Consider the following 14,776-nt stretch of genomic DNA (forward strand, 5'->3'; position numbering starts at 1 on the left):
TATGAAGGCGTGGCTTGTGCTGGCCGCGGCGGTGGGCATCTCCGGGTGCTACGAACCCGCCCATTTCGTGTATGGCGAATCGCTGGAAGATCTCACGTTCCAATTCCACAGCTCCAACGTGGGCATCCACCCGGACAACTCGGTGCTGGAGGATCCCCACAACCCCTTCGCGCACACCACGCCGGGTGTGGAGACGAAGTGGAAGATCCAATCCAGTGGAGCGCACGTAGCCGCGTTCTACTCGTGGGCCACCCTGCTCGCGCGGGAGCCCGGCGGCGAGGCCCAGTTCTACGTGGGCAACACGCTGCTGGCCGTCTACCAGAGCGGCGCGGCGAGCCAGGAGGAGCTGCCCAGGGTGAAGGCGCAGGCCATCCGCGCCTACCAGTCCGTGCTCGACAACTTCCCCGACGCGGTGACGTACGACGCCACGGGAACGATTGCCTATGACCTCGTGACGCCCGCATACAAGGGCATCGTCGAGATGGGCGGCACGGTGCAGGGCGGCTGGACGCTGGTGAAGCTGACGAACGGTCAGGACAGGGCGGTGAAGCCATGAAGAGGATCGCTGGATACGCCGTGTTGGCCCTGCTGGCCGCGTGCAGGCCGGAACCGGGGGACTCGGACTACGAGAACCAGGGACCGGTCACTCCCCCTGGAGGCGGCACGGACCCGGACCCGGACGTGCTCCCGGGCCCGTTCCCCTACGAGGCCGGGCAGCGCCGCCTGGGCGTGGGGTTCTACGAGGGGGGCCGCTCCGACGACATCCCCGTGGATAACTCCACCACGTTCGTCTACCTGTACGAGGGTACCGCCACGATGGAGCCCTCCTCCACCCGTGTGGAGGGCAAGTCGGCGGACCTCGTCGTCCACGCGGGCAAGGCGTGGCTGGGATTCGGCGTGCACTGGAACACGCCGCGCAACCTGAACACGTGGAAGCGGCTGCACGTGAGCCTGCGCTCGTCCGACCCTGGCTTCGCCGTGGTGGAGGTGGCGATGAGCGACGACGTCAAGGACGTGAAGATCAACGTGGAGAAGTACGGGTACGTGAACGACGGCGCGTGGCACCACCTGTCCATTCCGCTGACGGACTTCACGACGGGCGGCCTGAAGCTGGGGGTCATCGACGCCCCGTTCGTGCTCCTCGCCGGCGGGGGCGCGCCGGCGGACAAGCTGCTGCTCGACAACCTGTACTTCACGGCGGAGTAGCACCGGAGTGCATGCCGGCGGCGGCAGGTCCTTCCCGGACCTCCGCCGCCGTTCTACGTCTAGGCGAGTCAGGGTGTTCCTGCGAGACTGCGGGGGTCTATCGAAAGGCTCCCCATGAGCGACAAAGACTCCAAGGTCAGCTCGCCGTCCCAGCAGGAAGGCACCCGTGACGGGTCCGACTACCACCGCTTCCTGGAACGCCTCCAGGCCAACTTCGCGGAGCACGTCGCCCAGCGGCAACTGTTCACCACGAATGCCTCCGCTCTCTGGGAAGCCTTCCTCGCCGCCATCCCCGAGAACCAACGCCAGAGCAATGACTGCACGAGCTGCCGCCGTTTCGTCGAGCGCTTCGGCCACCTGGTGACCCTCGACGAGACGGGCACTCAGCGCAGCCCCTTCTGGAGCGAGCACTCGGCGAGCTCCGAGAACTTCGCCGCCGTGCAGCGGCTGCGGGAGATGGTCGAGAACGCGCACGTCAACGGCGTGTTCCTGTCGTCCCAGCCTGTCTGGGGCACCCCGGTGACGGGCGTCTGGAAGCACATGGCCGTGAGCGTCCCCCAGGCCAACGTCTTCCAGCCGGGCCTCCTCAGTGCCAGCCAGAAGATGGCCGAGCTTCAGGAGCACCACCGCTGCTTGAACGTGGCGCTCAGCGAGTTCCAGGCCGGGCTTCTGGAACAGGCCCGGGTCGTCCTTCAGGCGGACGCACTCACGCGCTCCGAGAAATTCATCGGCGTGGTCGAGTGGCTCCTCGCCCGCCAGCGCGAGCGCACGCTGCCCCATGGCCGCAACCTCATCTGGAAGGCGGTGGCCTCGGCCCCGGCGGGCTTCTGCACGCCGCGCAGCTCGATGGTCGGCACGCTGCTGGAGGATCTCGCGGCGGGCCTCCCCTTCGAGACGGTCAAGCGGAAGTTCGACGACAAGATGCACCCGCTCCGCTACCAGCGCCCGCAGGCGGCCCCGTCCGCCGGGAACATCCAGCAGGCCGAGGAGGCCATCGCGAAGCTGGGGCTCGCCCCCGCGTTGGAGCGCCGGTTCGCCACGCTCGCGGATGTCCAGCTCACCTGGAAGCCCAGGTAGGAGAAGCCCGAGAAGGCCGGGAGTGTCTTCGGGCATCTCAAGCCCAAGGAGGCGCCTTGGAGCGAGGACCTCCAACTGCCTGGCAAGACCCTGACCTGGGTCAAGTTCCGCGACACCGTCCTGCCCACGGCCGAGAAGATGGAGTTGAGGGTTCCCGCCAGCAGCCCGGCGTTCTCGGCCCTGGTGACGGCCGTCCATCCCGATGCGCCGCCCCTCATCCAATGGGACAGCCCGGAGCAGCGCAACACGGTCACCTGGTATTTCTACCACCAACCGAGCACCGCGAGCAGTTGGTGCCTGTCGCCGGGCTACGTGGAGCTCCTCGGTCTGACGATGAAGCCCAATACCTGGTTTGGCGATCGCTTCGCGCATCAGGGCGTGGGCGTCTTCTTCATCCTGAAGGGTGCGCGCGACACCCGGAATGACAACATGGGGTTGTTTCCCGAGTTCCTGCGCAGCGAGTTGCATGGGGTTCGCGCGACCATCGAGGCGTTCTCACGCAGCCGCAAGCTGGCGATTCCCGAGGGGGAGCCGCTCGCCAGCGGGCTCATGTTCACGCCCGCCGCGAACCCCTCCTGGGACCTGGAGCTTCGCGTCACGAGCAAGGGCGCCGTCACTACCTACAGGCTGGATCGCTGGGATTGAACGAGGACCGGCGCTCCAAGCAACGCCCCGACGGACGGAACCTGTCGCGGTGCGTGCGTCGTAACCTGCCGGAATTACTGCTGTGGCGAAAATGGGACGCAACTTGTAGTCCCCTGGGGGCGATAACCTTCGAAAGGTCTCATTTCACGAGGTTTTCGAAATGCGTGTCTCTGCCGCCCCGCGCAGCACCTTCTCCGCAGCCAGATCGCCTTCGAATCCCACCTTGAAGCTCGGCGCGTCCGGCGCTTCGGTGAAGACTCTTCAGCAGGCGCTGGCCAACGCGGGCTTTTCCCCGGGCGCGGCCGACGGCCAGTTCGGTCCGAAGACGGCCGCGGCGGTGAAGGCCTTCCAGAGCGCGAAGGGCCTCGTCGCCGACGGCGTCGTCGGGCCGAAGACCTGGGCCAGGCTGACCGCGGCTCCCGCAGCGACCCCCACGCTCAAGCAGGGGGCGACGGGCGCCTCCGTCACCAACCTGCAGAAGCGCCTCGCCCAGCACGGCTTCAACCCGGGCGCGGCGGACGGCCAGTTCGGTCCGAAGACCACCGCGGCGGTGAAGGCCTTCCAGCGTGCGAAGGGCCTCGTCGCCGACGGCGTCGTCGGGCCGAAGACCTGGGCCAAGCTGAATGGCGCGGCGGCTCCCACGGCGCCCGCTCCTTCGACTGGCGGTAGCGGCCCCACGCTCAAGCAGGGCCACAGTGGCGCTCCGGTGAGCGCGCTTCAGAACCGGCTCAATCAGCTCGGCTTCAATGCCGGTGCGGCGGATGGCCGGTTCGGTCCGAAGACCACCGCGGCGGTGAAGGCCTTCCAGAGCGCGAAGGGCCTGGTCGCCGATGGCGTCGTCGGGCCGAAGACCTGGAACAAGCTCGGCATCACGGTGAGCGGCACGCCCACGATCCCCCCCGGCACCGGTGGCGTGCGCGGCAACTCCGCTCTCGCCAACAACGCCCGCTCGGTGGCGTTGAGCATGGGTGGCTACTCGAGCCAGGGCCTCTGCGCCACCGGCGTGAGCCGCGCCATTCAGCGCACCTACGGCATCAAGGTGTGGGGCGACGGCAACGACATCGACAACAACCTGCCGAGGGACAAGTTCAAGCAGGTGAACCTGTCGCTTGCCGAAGCGCTGAAGATTCCCGGCCTCGTGCTCACCTGGGAGAAGACCTCCACCCGCCTCGGCAGCATCTACGGCCATACCGCCATCACCTCGGGCGACGGCCGCAGCTCCTACAGCGACTTCGTGGAGAGCAACACCCTGGGCGCGGGCGGCCGCAGCGGCTTCAAGGTCTTCATGCCGATCTAATAGTACGAAACCGCCGGAGGGATGTTCACCCACGAAGAGGCCGAAGTCCGAGGCTTCCCGCGCTGCTGCGACTGTATGGCACCCGCCATACAGTTGCCGGAGCGGAGCGACGGTGGGCTTGCCCCCATTCCTCTCATGCGCCTGAGCTACCAGATTTCCTTGAGCGGCTTGAGCAGCTGCAGTGCAACCAGCGTCGTGAGCGACAGAGTCGCCCCGAGCAAATAGAGCCCATAGGCGACAGCAACCCCGACCGCGGCGGTAATCCAGATGCACACGGCGGTCGCGATCCCCTTGACGTTTCCCTGGCCCTTGAGGATGGCGCCTCCGCCGATGAAGCCGATGCCGCTCAACACGGCCTGAAAGGCATAGGCCTGAGCGCGCGCCTCGCCGGGGAAGACATGCTGGGCGATGAGCAAGAATGCACACGCTCCGGTGGCGACGAGCGGAAACGTGCGCAGTCCGGGCGAGAACTTCCGGTGTTCTCGTTCCCAACCCACGGGCAACGCCAGCGCGAAGGCCACCGCGAGGCGAAGCAACATGCCCGGAAACTGATCGAGTCCTTCCATCCGTGGCCTCAGTCCTGATGGAGCTGTTCCTCGAGCAGCTCCGCCATGCTGCGTGGCGTGGCCTCGCCGAGCTCGAATTCCACCCGGTCGATGATTCCGTTGAAGCGGAAGGGAAGCCGGTCGCGGTAGCCGGGCCAGACCGGAGAGAGCGTGTCCTCTCCGACATCGAGGGTCTCGCCGAGGCCGAAGTACCCTGGCACCTGCCTGGCGATTCTCCCCTCGCCCACTGCGGCGCCATTGCAGAGGAGCCGCACCACGGCCGGCCCTCCTGGGCTCCCCGGCGTCTCGCAGCGGAACTCCATCCGCAGCTCGGCCTCGCCGCCAGGCAGTGCTGTCTCGGAGAGGACGTCGAAGCGCTCGAGCCCGAACCAGTTGTAGTGGTAGCGCATCCGCCCGTTTTCCACGAACAGGCTCCATCCCGCGGTATCTCCGCCCAGGCACACCAGCACGCCCTCGGCGCCCCCCTCGGGAATCCGCGCGTGGAGGGTGATGGCGTGGTCCACGTTCGCCAGCTTGGGTCCGCTGCTCTCCGGCAACCGCACCATGCCCGGGTAGAGGGTCAGCCGCCTGCGACCGACGAAGAAGCCCGGCCGCAAGGTGACATCCGCCCGCTCCGCGAAGCGGTCATCCAGGGGAAACACGCCGTACTTCGCCGCTTCCAGCAGGAACAGGTCCTGAAGCTCGCGCAGCTTCTCGGGGTAGCGGGCCGCCAGGTTCTCGGCCTGACTGAAATCCTCATCGATGTCATACAGCTCCCAGGTGTCCTCCTCGAAGTCGGCACTGCCGCCCCGGGTGACCCAGGGGAGCCGCCCGTGCCGGCAGCTTGCAATCCAGCCGTCGTGGTAGAGCGCGCGGTTGCCCATCATCTCGAAGTACTGCGTGGTGCGCGTGCTCTTCGCCTCCGCATTGGCCCGGTCGAAGGTGTACGCCATGCTCACGCCTTCTATCGGCTTCTGCGGCACGCCGTCGACGCTCACCGGCTCGCGGATTCCGACGGCCTCGAGGAGGGTGGGAACGACGTCGATGACGTGGTGGAACTGGAAGCGCTTCTGGCCCTTGTCGGCGATCCACGCGGGCCAGCTCACGATCATCCCGTTGCGGGTGCCACCGAAATGGGACGCCACCTGCTTCATCCACTGGAACGGGGTGTCGCCGGCCCAGGCCCAGCCCGCCGCGTAGTGCGGCGTGGTTCCCGGCAGCCCCCACTCCCCCATCCGCTCGAGACTCGCCTCGATCGGCGGTTGGATGCCCTGCATGCTGGCGGTCTCGTTGAAGGTCCCGGTCAGCGTCCCCTCCGCGCTCGAGCCGTTGTCGCCGAGGATGTAGATGAAGAGCGTGTTCTCGAACGCTCCCAGCTCCTCGAGGACGTGTACCAGCCGGCCCACTTCGTGGTCGCAGTGCTCGAGGTAGTCCGCGTAGTTCTCGGCCTGGAGGCGGAGCAGCGCCTGCACCTCGGCATCGAAGCTGTCCCAGGCCGGCAGCTCTTGCGGACGGGTGGTCAGCCTCGTGCCCGGGGCGATCACGCCCAACTCGAGCTGCCGCGCGTAGACGACTTCGCGGTAGCGGTCCCAGCCCATGTCGAAGCGGCCGGCATTCCGCCCGCGCCAGTCGAGGGGCGGCTGGTGGGGGCCATGCGCCGCGGCGGGGGCGAAGTGCACGAAGAACGGCCGCTCCGGGGCGATGGCCTTCTGCGCTCGCATCCAGGCGATGCAGTCGTTCGCGAGGTCTCGGGTGAGCTGGTAGCCCTGTTCCGGCGTACCCGTTGGATTGACGGGGGTCGTGTTCCGGTAGAGCGCCGGATAGAACTGGTCTGTCCCTCCGCCGAGGAACCCGTAGAAGTAGTCGAAGCCACGCCGGGTGGGCCAGTGCGTGAAGGGCCCCGCGGCGGAGGCCTGGTTCAGCGGGGTGGTGTGATTCTTGCCCCACCAGCCGGTGGCGTAGCCGTTGGGGGCCAGCAACTCCGCGATGGTCGCGCAGCTCCGCGAGAGGATTCCGCTGTAGCCCGGGTAGCCGGTGGCCATCTCCCCCACCACCCCGCAGGAGGCCGAGTGGTGATTGCGGCCGGTGAGCAGCGCCGCCCGTGTGGGAGCGCAGAGCGCGGTGGTGTGGAACTGGCAGTAGGTGAGGCCCTCTTTCGCCAGCCGCTCCGAGGTGGGCATGCGCACGAGTCCGCCGTAGCTGCTCGGCCACGCGTAGCCCACATCGTCCAGCAGCACGAGCACGATGTTCGGCGCGCCCGGCGGTGCCCTCTGGACGTCGGGGTAGTCCGGTTCCGAGTCCTTCCAGGTCATCCCGATCTTCGCCTTCGGGAAGCGGTGCTCGGGCCTCGGGTAGGTGTCCCGTTCAATCCGCCCCGGAGTCCGGCCCTTTTTCCTCGCCATCGTCGCGCGCCTCCTTCCGAGAGATGAGGACGACGAGCGAGACCGCAAGCCGCGGGCCTGGTCCGGCCCGCCGGAGCCCAGGCATCTCAGCGACCGCCAGGCAGGCGGTTCACGGATAGGGCCCAGGGGATGCGGTCGTCCCGGAGGGCTTGCGGTTTCGTGCGGGCACGGAGAGCTTCAAGGCATGATGGGCGGGTTCCTTCAGGCGCTGTCGAGCCTCGCGATCGTGGTGTTCTCCGTCTGCACCATGCTCGCTGTCGGATTGGGCCACACGCTCCGCGAGATACTCGGCCCGATGCTCGACTGGCGTGGGGTCGTCCGTGCGCTGGTGGTGAACTTCGTGCTCGTCCCGCTGCTCGCGTACGGCGTGGTGCAGGTGGTCCCCTTGGACAGGTCCTATGCCACCGGCCTCCTGCTCATCGCCACGGCTGCGGGTGCCCCCTTCCTCATGAGGCTCACCGCGGCCGCGGGCGGCAACATGCCGTTGAGCGCGTCACTGACGATGCTCCTCGTGCCGGCCACCGTCCTCTTCATGCCCCTGGTGGCCCCGCTGGTGGCGCCGGACGCGAGGGTGAGTCCGGCGGCCATCGCGTTGCCTCTGCTCTGGACGATGATGCTTCCCCTGGGCGCGGGGCTCTACGTCCGGGCCCGGCACCAGAGGCTGGCGGAGCGGCTCGGTCCCTGGCCGGGCAAGCTCGCCAGGGTGGCGTTGGCCGTGCTGGCCGTTGCAACCCTTGGCGCCAACTTCGAGGGCGTCGTGCGCATCATCAACACAGGCGCCATCCTCGCCCCGCTGCTCCTGATTCTGGGCGCCTTCGGCATCGGCTGGGTCTTCGGTCGCGAGTACCGCGGAGGACACGTGGTGTTGGGGCTGGGCACCGGGCAACGCAACATCGCCGCGGCGATGGTGGTGGCCACCCAGGGGGTGGGTGACCCGAACATCGTGGTGATGGTCGTCGTCTCCTCGCTGGTCGAGTTCGCGGTCCTCTTCCCGATTGCGTGGCTCCTCGCGCGGCGCGGCCGGCGGCAGCGGCCGCTGCGGCACGGGCGCATGGTCCGCGCCTGAGCTCCTGGAGAATGCTTCGGAGTCATCGATGCTGTGCAGGGGGTCCGTTCTGGAGGAACGGTAGCTCCAGTGTGAAGGTGGCCCCGCACCCCGGCCCATCGCTGTGCGCGACCAGCGAGCCGCCCAGCATCTGCGCCGCCGTGGCGCTGGAGTGCAGGCCAAAGCCGTGCCCCTCCTGGCGGGTGGTGAAACCGTACTGGAAGATGCGCGTGAGCAGCCCGGACTCGATTCCCACGCCGCTGTCGCTGACCTGGATGCGGACGCGGTCCCCGGTGGGGCCCTCCAGCCTCACCCGCAGGCGGCGCTCCTCTGGGGGGGCGGCGTCCAGGGCGTACCTGGCGTTGCTGATCAGGTTGACCAGGATCATGAGCACCTTGTGCTTGTCCGTCACCACCGGCGGGAGCCTGGCCAGCTCCAGCTCGACCTGGACCTCGTGGCGCTCGAGCGCGGTCGCGTTGATGCGCAGGGCGTCCTGGAGCAGTTCCGCCAGGGAGACGGGCTCGTGCACCAGCGGAGCCCGGGCGTAGCCTTGCTGCAGCTTGACGATGGTGCCGATGTGATCGGTGTACTTGCCGACCTCATCGAGCAGCATGGTGATCTCACGGCGGTCGTCCTGCAGGTGCATCCCCAGGCGGCGCAGGAAGGGGCTCACGCACCGCCCGCGCTCGTCCTGGGTGAGGAAGGTGGGGAGATCGGCCTGGTGCTCCTCGAGCATGGCCGCCACCTTGCCTACCTGTTCGAGCCGCAGGCCAGCCAGCCGCTCCTTGGCCAGTGTCGCCGAGGTGCGGACGCTGTTGAGCACGTTGCCCACGTTGTGCAGCACGTTCGTCGCAATCTCCGCCATGCCCGCCTGCCGCGCGGCATCCACCAGCCGCCCGTGCATGTCCCTCAACTCCCGGGTGCGCTCCTCGACGCGCTGCTCCAGCCCCTCGTTGGCCTGCCGCAGGGCCACCTCGCGCTGCTGGACCTCGCTGGCCATCCTTTGGAAGGCGCGGGACAGCCGCCCCAGCTCGTCGTTGCGCGACGTGTCCAACCCGACCTCGAAGTCGCCCGTCGTCACCCGCTCGGAGGCCTGGGTGAGGGTCCGCAGCGGCCCTGAGACCTGGAGCTTCAGCACCCAGTACATGATGGTCAACGCCAGGAGCAACGCCACCACGCCAAGCACCAGGACGTAACGCGCCGCGTGGAAGGCGGGCCGGGCCACCACGCTCCTGGGCAACACCGTGACGAAGTTCCACTCGGGGCCCTTGAGCCGGGCCACCGCGAGGTACATGTCGTTCTCTTCATCCTCCAGCACCGACTGGCCAGCCTGACGGTGCTTCACCTGCTCGAAGATGCCGCGCAGGCGGGCCCGCTCCGAGGCCAGATGTGCCTCCACGGCCTGTGCACCCGGCTGCTCGCCAGCGGTCAGGATGTTGTATTCGCTGGAGGCGTCCTCCTTCATCAACTCGGGATGGGCGATGAGCAGGCCGTCATCCCGGAAGATGATGTTGTACGCACCGGGCAGGTAGTCGTTGAGGGTGCGGGCCATCAACTCCCGGAGGAGGACGTCGTGGCTGAGGGTCGCCACGTGCTGGCCGTCCATGTCCAAGGGAGTGGAGACCGAGACCATCCAACTCTTGATGACCGTGTCCGTGAAGATGCCGGACCACGCCGTTTGCCTTCGAGGGTTGTTCTCGGGCAGGCTGTTCGTGAAGAGCTCGAGGCTGGTCAGCGGCGAGTCAGGCGCGGCGTCGTGGCTCCAGGAGGGGTTCTCCGGCCAGTAGATGACGATCAACTTCTCCGGCAGCGTGATGTACGTGTTCGTGAAGCGCGTGTGGAGGAGGGGACCATTTCCGGCGAGCACGTCGTACACGGCCAGGGTCCGGCTGCGGAGCTCGTCATCCAGCCGCACCCCTCCGGAGATGAAGATGCCGGGCATCCGTGTGCCATCGAAGTGCTCGGGGGAGTGGCGCACCGTGCCATCGGGCATCCGCGTGACCAGGTGGCCGAAGCGGTGGGCCGGCTCCTGCTGGCGGTAGGCCCGGATCCGCTCCTCCAGGACCTTCTTCAAGGCGGCATGGTTGTCCTCGGCCAGGACGAAGATGGCCTGCTCCCGATGGGCGCGCTCGCGGGCATACCGCTCCAGGTTCGTCAGGGCCTCGACACGCAGGGAGCGGATGAGCTGGAAGTAGCCGATGAAGGTGGCCAGGGCGATGATCGCGGCGATGCACACGCCCATCTTGATGAGCGTCGCATGAGCCAGGGAGGCACTCGGGCGGAGGAAGCGGAAGGAGGACATGAGGCTCGCTGGCTCCGGTATACACGCAATGCATGAGGACTGGAGCCGAGGGGCCGAGGAGGGCCGCTGGACGGGCCGTACCGCCCACCGCAGCCGGGCGAGCCCGGCCGCGACCGAGCAGAAGCGGCCGTGAATCAGTGGTTCAGAAACGCCTGCTCCAACAGCTCCAAGGAAAGGGGTTCCCATGCCGCGTGCCCGAATCGTGAGGTGGAGTCCGATGTTGGTGCTGGTGCTCGTGGCCGCCTGTGCACACCCCCCACCGAAACCGGGCGGGAGCATGACCGCCACCACTGGTTGCGCGGCCCCGGAGACCCTGTGCTGGGACTTCGAGGAAGGCGCGCTCCCCACCGGCTGGACGGTGCATCGCGATGAATTCAGCGGCCAGCTCCTCGTGGATGACACGCGGGCCTGGTCCGGCAGGTACGCGCTGCACGCCAGGCAGCTCGTGGGTGGCAAGGAAGGAATGCAGGGCGGCCCCAAGAAGACCATCCGCTTCGACCTGCCCGCCCACTTCGGTCCCGTGCTATGGGGCCGCGCCTACGTCTATACGACTCCCGAGCGGCCTGCCTCGCACGCGGGGCTCTTCAGCGCCCGGTATCCCCGGCCTGGAAGCGCCGGCCGCGCGTTCGACACGCTCGACTGGTACGAGCTCGCCACCTACCAGCGGAAGTACATGGCCATCTGGCATCCACCCGAGCCTCCAGGCTTTCCGGAGTGGGTGCTGGTCTCCGGTACACCGCTCGTGCTCGATGGCTGGGCCTGTCTCGAATGGCTCTTCGACGGGGCCAATGGCTCTCATCCGGAAGCCGCGGAGCCACGCGTCTGGCTCGATGGTGCCGAGCTCGAATGGCCCGAGCGGTTCGTCTTCTCCGATCCGCCCACGACGACGCCGCCGGTACGCGAGAAGGCCACCGACTTCACGGTGCTCGAAACCGGCGTCGTCCTCTACCAGGGGCTCTCGGTGCCCACGGACTGGTGGATCGACGACCTGGCCATCGGCAAGCAGCGGATCGGCTGCGGCCCCCGCGGAAAATAAGGGAAGGGGCCGCCCCCCTCGCGGGAGACGGCCCCTGGGTACTTCATGCGGGAAAGGCCCGGACTACTTCGCGGCCTTCACGCGCTGGCGCTTCTCGGTGTGGCCCTCGGCGGGAGCCTCCTCGGTGGGAGCCGGGACGGCGGCCAGGGCCGGCTTGCCGATGCCGTACTTCTCCATCACCTGCCGCTCCACCTCCACGCGCACCTCGGGGTGGTCGCGCAGGTAGTCCTTCGCGTTCTCACGGCCCTGGCCGATGCGCTCGCCCTTGAAGGAGAACCAGCTTCCGCTCTTCTCGATGATGCCGTCGTTGGACGCCAGATCGATGAGGTCGCCCTCCTTCGAGATACCCGTGCCGTACATGATGTCGAACTCGACCTCCTTGAACGGAGGCGCCACCTTGTTCTTCACCACCTTCACGCGGGTGCGGCTGCCCACCACGTTGTCGCCATTCTTGATGGCGCCCACGCGGCGGATGTCCAGGCGCTGCGACGCGTAGAACTTCAGCGCGTTACCGCCCGTCGTCGTCTCGGGGTTGCCGAACATCACGCCAATCTTCATGCGGATCTGGTTGATGAAGATGACGCACGTCTGGCTCTTGCTGATGGTACCCGTCAGCTTGCGCAGCGCCTGGCTCATGAGGCGGGCCTGCACACCCATGTGCGCATCGCCCATCTCGCCCTCGAGCTCGGCCTTGGGAACGAGCGCCGCCACCGAGTCCACCACCAGCACGTCGATGGCGCCCGAGCGCACCAGCATCTCGGCGATTTCCAGCGCCTGCTCACCCGTGTCCGGCTGGCTCAGCAGCAGGTCATCGGTGCGCACGCCCAGCTTGCGCGCGTAGCCGATGTCCAGCGCGTGCTCGGCGTCGATGTAGCCGGCCACGCCGCCGCGCTTCTGCGCCTCGGCCACGATGTGGAGGCAGAGGGTCGTCTTACCGGAAGACTCCGGCCCGTAGATCTCGACGATGCGGCCCTTGGGCACGCCGCCAACGCCCAGCGCGATGTCGAGCGAGACGCTTCCCGTCGAAATGGCCTGAACATCCCGGACCAGCGGCTCCTCGTTGCCGAGCCGCATGATCGACCCCTTACCGAACTGGCGCTCCACCGCGGACATCGCCAATTCGATCGCCTTCTCCTTCTCTGGATTCACGGCCATTTCGTCTTGCTCCTTGCGTATGCGGCGAGCCACCCCGGCCCACCTGAACTCGCGTTTAGTATCGCGTAGGGATAACCCTAGTCCATCCCTCTGACATGACCCACGGCGTTCAGCGCCGAGGCAGCATGAGGAGCAGCCAGGCCAACAGTCCAGCTCCTCCGCTGAGGGTCCCGTAGTAACCGCCGAAGACGCCCAGGTATAGCTGAAGGAGTGACAGGACGAGCAGGCCCAACAGGCCCGCCCGCTGTGACGCCGAGCGTTCAGGGCCCAACACCCCCGGCACCAGGGCCATCAGCGACAGTCCCATGAGGAGGACGAGGGGCACCAGCGGCCCCTCCCGGCTCACCCCTTGGAGGAGGGGGCCCGCCCACTCCGCGACGATGCCCGCCACCAGGAGCGCCCCGGCCGCCGTGGGCACCCAGGGGAAGCCCTGGGCCTCGTCCTGGCCGCGCAGGAAGGCCAGGTCCTCCGGGCGGACCTCCAGCGCGTAGGGAAAGCCGAGCCGCGTCAGCGCCTCGGTGGCCGCGGCCCGGCACGAGCGGCCCCCCGCGTCCGCCAGCCCCGCCAGCCGGCCGCTCTCCAGGAGCTGGTGGAGCAGGTCCGCCACCTCCCGCGAGCCCCCTCCGGCCGCCAGCGCGTCGAGCTGCTGGTTCAGCTCCCCGGCCACCCGGGCGCGCTCGGCGTCGCTGGCCGCCACCCGTGCCTCCTCGACGAGGGCGCGCACCTGTCCCGGCGTCGCCTCGGGGACGTCGGGGATGATCGGCGCCTCCCAGGGGGCCAGCGAGGGCAGCTCCGTGCGCCCCTCTTCCCCCGGCTCCCCCTGACGGGGACCGGAGCCGGGCGGACGGGTGTGGGTGGTGTCGGACACGGCCGGGACTCTAATGACCGGCGCCCACCGCCTTCAAAGCTTCCGGGCCCTCCCCTCCCCCGGAGCTTCCTCCAGCCGACGCCGGAGCCGCCCGGTGGCACCCGGAAGACAGCGCCCCCGCCCTCCCGGGAGGCATGTAGGCATTCTCCCCACCTTCACGGTACGCTTGGGCGCGAAAGGGCCTCGCAACTACAAGGAAGAGTAGGCTGGCGGGCGTGCAGCCCTCCCCCTCGAAGACCGTGGAAATCCCCTCGCGCCGTTTCGGGCGCTACGTGCTCCGTTCGCGCCTGGGCTCGGGGGGAATGGCGGAGGTGTTCCTCGCGGAGGCGAAGGACGAGAAGGGAACGCCCTTCAAGGTGGCGCTGAAGTTGATGCGCAAGGACGTCACCGCCGAGGCCTTCGCCGACGAGGCGGATCTGATGGGCCTGCTGGAGCACCCCAACCTGGTGAGCCGGCTGGAGATTGGCGAGGCCTTCGGGCGCTACTTCATCGCCATGGAGTTCCTGGTGGGCGGAGACCTGGAGGGGATGCTCCAGGCGCACCAGCGGCAGGGGAAGCGCATCCCGTTGGCGGCGGGCGCCCACGTGTGCATCGAGGTGCTGCGGGCCCTTGCCTACTTCCACCAGGCGCGCACGCGCAGCGGCCGGCCGCTGGAGCTCGTCCACGGGGACGTGAACCCCTCCAACATCTTCTTCTCCGGGCAGTGCGAGGTGAAGCTCGGCGACTTCGGCGTGGCCAAGGCGCGCGGGTTGGACCTGGGCCCGGAGGACGGGGTGACGGCGGGCAAGCTGCACTACCTGTCGCCGGAGCAGACGCGCGGGGACACGGTGACGCTGGCCTCGGATCTCTTCTCGGTGGGCATCGTCCTGCACGAGCTGGTGTTGGGCTTCCACCCCTTCGAGCGCGGCAGCGATGATCCCGAGCTGGTGATGGCGGCCATCCGGGCGGCGAAGCTGAACCTGCCGGACACGCTGGACAAGCGGCTGGCGGCGGTGGTGCGCAAGGCCCTGGCACCGGATGTGAACCAGCGCTACCGCACCGCGGGTGAGTTCGCGGGAGCACTGCTGGCATGGGCGTTGGACACGGGCCAGCCCTTCGGCCCGCGCGAGGTGCAGGCGGGTCTGCAGCAGGCGCTCTCTCTCGCCCTCTGGGAGCGCGAGAAGGGCAACCCCCGGCAGGGCTGATCCTTTGACACCAT

Annotated in this window: 13 protein-coding genes; 8 read left to right on the plus strand and 5 right to left on the minus strand. The window is 68.2% G+C overall.

What is annotated here, in order from left to right; translation table 11 throughout:
* The first annotated feature begins 1 nt into the window (after position 1).
* The 5 genes from ACN28I_RS19660 to ACN28I_RS19680 all read left to right on the plus strand — a co-directional run bounded on the left by ACN28I_RS19660 (position 2) and on the right by ACN28I_RS19680 (position 4,225).
* Complete coding sequence (locus ACN28I_RS19660; RefSeq protein ID WP_420943512.1) at positions 2 to 556, plus strand: hypothetical protein; 555 nt, start codon at positions 2 to 4, stop codon at positions 554 to 556.
* Positions 553 to 1,206 carry a hypothetical protein gene (locus ACN28I_RS19665; RefSeq protein ID WP_420943513.1) on the plus strand — a complete coding sequence of 218 codons (654 nt, stop codon included), beginning with the start codon at positions 553 to 555 and terminating at the stop codon, positions 1,204 to 1,206. Before ACN28I_RS19660 ends, ACN28I_RS19665 begins: the two co-directional genes overlap by 4 nt.
* Before the next feature lie 114 nt (positions 1,207 to 1,320).
* A complete protein-coding gene (locus tag ACN28I_RS19670; RefSeq protein WP_420943514.1) occupies positions 1,321 to 2,283 on the plus strand; it encodes a hypothetical protein in 963 nt (320 codons plus the stop codon).
* Between the two features lie 144 nt (positions 2,284 to 2,427).
* A complete protein-coding gene (locus ACN28I_RS19675; protein ID WP_420943515.1) occupies positions 2,428 to 2,928 on the plus strand; it encodes a hypothetical protein in 501 nt (166 codons plus the stop codon).
* Between the two features lie 160 nt (positions 2,929 to 3,088).
* Complete coding sequence (locus ACN28I_RS19680) at positions 3,089 to 4,225, plus strand: peptidoglycan-binding domain-containing protein (RefSeq protein ID WP_420943516.1); 1,137 nt, start codon at positions 3,089 to 3,091, stop codon at positions 4,223 to 4,225.
* 146 nt (positions 4,226 to 4,371) lie between these two features.
* On the opposite strand, the gene ACN28I_RS19685 is transcribed toward ACN28I_RS19680, so the two are convergent.
* Both ACN28I_RS19685 and ACN28I_RS19690 read right to left on the minus strand, forming a co-directional pair.
* Positions 4,372 to 4,791 (minus strand): MgtC/SapB family protein, encoded by a 420-nt coding sequence (locus tag ACN28I_RS19685; RefSeq protein ID WP_420943517.1) that lies wholly within the window; start codon positions 4,789 to 4,791, stop codon positions 4,372 to 4,374.
* 8 nt (positions 4,792 to 4,799) lie between these two features.
* Entirely contained in the window at positions 4,800 to 7,172 is a 2,373-nt protein-coding gene (locus tag ACN28I_RS19690) for an arylsulfatase (RefSeq protein ID WP_420943518.1), read from the minus strand.
* Between the two features lie 184 nt (positions 7,173 to 7,356).
* Between ACN28I_RS19690 and ACN28I_RS19695 the strand changes: the two genes are divergently transcribed.
* Complete coding sequence (locus ACN28I_RS19695; protein ID WP_420943519.1) at positions 7,357 to 8,238, plus strand: bile acid:sodium symporter family protein; 882 nt, start codon at positions 7,357 to 7,359, stop codon at positions 8,236 to 8,238.
* 22 nt (positions 8,239 to 8,260) lie between these two features.
* On the opposite strand, the gene ACN28I_RS19700 is transcribed toward ACN28I_RS19695, so the two are convergent.
* Entirely contained in the window at positions 8,261 to 10,519 is a 2,259-nt protein-coding gene (locus ACN28I_RS19700) for an ATP-binding protein (RefSeq protein ID WP_420943520.1), read from the minus strand.
* Positions 10,520 to 10,796: 277 nt separating this feature from the next.
* On the opposite strand from ACN28I_RS19700, the gene ACN28I_RS19705 reads away from it, so the two are divergent.
* Entirely contained in the window at positions 10,797 to 11,555 is a 759-nt protein-coding gene (locus ACN28I_RS19705; protein WP_420943521.1) for a hypothetical protein, read from the plus strand.
* A gap of 63 nt (positions 11,556 to 11,618) precedes the next feature.
* On the opposite strand, the gene recA is transcribed toward ACN28I_RS19705, so the two are convergent.
* Positions 11,619 to 12,710: a recombinase RecA gene (gene recA / locus ACN28I_RS19710; RefSeq protein ID WP_420943522.1), complete on the minus strand. Its 1,092-nt coding sequence runs from the start codon at positions 12,708 to 12,710 to the stop codon at positions 11,619 to 11,621.
* A 109-nt stretch (positions 12,711 to 12,819) separates the two neighbouring features.
* Positions 12,820 to 13,578, minus strand: a complete 759-nt coding sequence (locus tag ACN28I_RS19715; protein WP_420943523.1) for a hypothetical protein — start codon at positions 13,576 to 13,578, stop codon at positions 12,820 to 12,822.
* Between the two features lie 215 nt (positions 13,579 to 13,793).
* Between ACN28I_RS19715 and ACN28I_RS19720 the strand changes: the two genes are divergently transcribed.
* Entirely contained in the window at positions 13,794 to 14,762 is a 969-nt protein-coding gene (locus ACN28I_RS19720; protein ID WP_420943524.1) for a serine/threonine-protein kinase, read from the plus strand.
* The last annotated feature ends 14 nt before the right edge of the window (positions 14,763 to 14,776 follow it).

The organism is Archangium gephyra, from assembly GCF_049060025.1.
Lineage (GTDB): Bacteria > Myxococcota > Myxococcia > Myxococcales > Myxococcaceae > Archangium > Archangium gephyra_A.

What these genes read in the sequence shown, in the direction of transcription:
- ACN28I_RS19660 (WP_420943512.1), top strand. Translation starts at nt 2, where the DNA reads ATGAAGGCGTGGCTTGTGCTGGCCGCGGCGGTGGGCATCTCCGGGTGC.
- ACN28I_RS19665 (WP_420943513.1), top strand. Translation starts at nt 553, where the DNA reads ATGAAGAGGATCGCTGGATACGCCGTGTTGGCCCTGCTGGCCGCGTGC.
- ACN28I_RS19670 (WP_420943514.1), top strand. Translation starts at nt 1,321, where the DNA reads ATGAGCGACAAAGACTCCAAGGTCAGCTCGCCGTCCCAGCAGGAAGGC.
- ACN28I_RS19680 (WP_420943516.1), top strand. Translation starts at nt 3,089, where the DNA reads ATGCGTGTCTCTGCCGCCCCGCGCAGCACCTTCTCCGCAGCCAGATCG.
- ACN28I_RS19685 (WP_420943517.1), bottom strand. Translation starts at nt 4,791, where the DNA reads ATGGAAGGACTCGATCAGTTTCCGGGCATGTTGCTTCGCCTCGCGGTG.
- ACN28I_RS19690 (WP_420943518.1), bottom strand. Translation starts at nt 7,172, where the DNA reads ATGGCGAGGAAAAAGGGCCGGACTCCGGGGCGGATTGAACGGGACACC.
- ACN28I_RS19695 (WP_420943519.1), top strand. Translation starts at nt 7,357, where the DNA reads ATGATGGGCGGGTTCCTTCAGGCGCTGTCGAGCCTCGCGATCGTGGTG.
- ACN28I_RS19700 (WP_420943520.1), bottom strand. Translation starts at nt 10,519, where the DNA reads ATGTCCTCCTTCCGCTTCCTCCGCCCGAGTGCCTCCCTGGCTCATGCG.
- ACN28I_RS19705 (WP_420943521.1), top strand. Translation starts at nt 10,797, where the DNA reads ATGACCGCCACCACTGGTTGCGCGGCCCCGGAGACCCTGTGCTGGGAC.
- recA (WP_420943522.1), bottom strand. Translation starts at nt 12,710, where the DNA reads ATGGCCGTGAATCCAGAGAAGGAGAAGGCGATCGAATTGGCGATGTCC.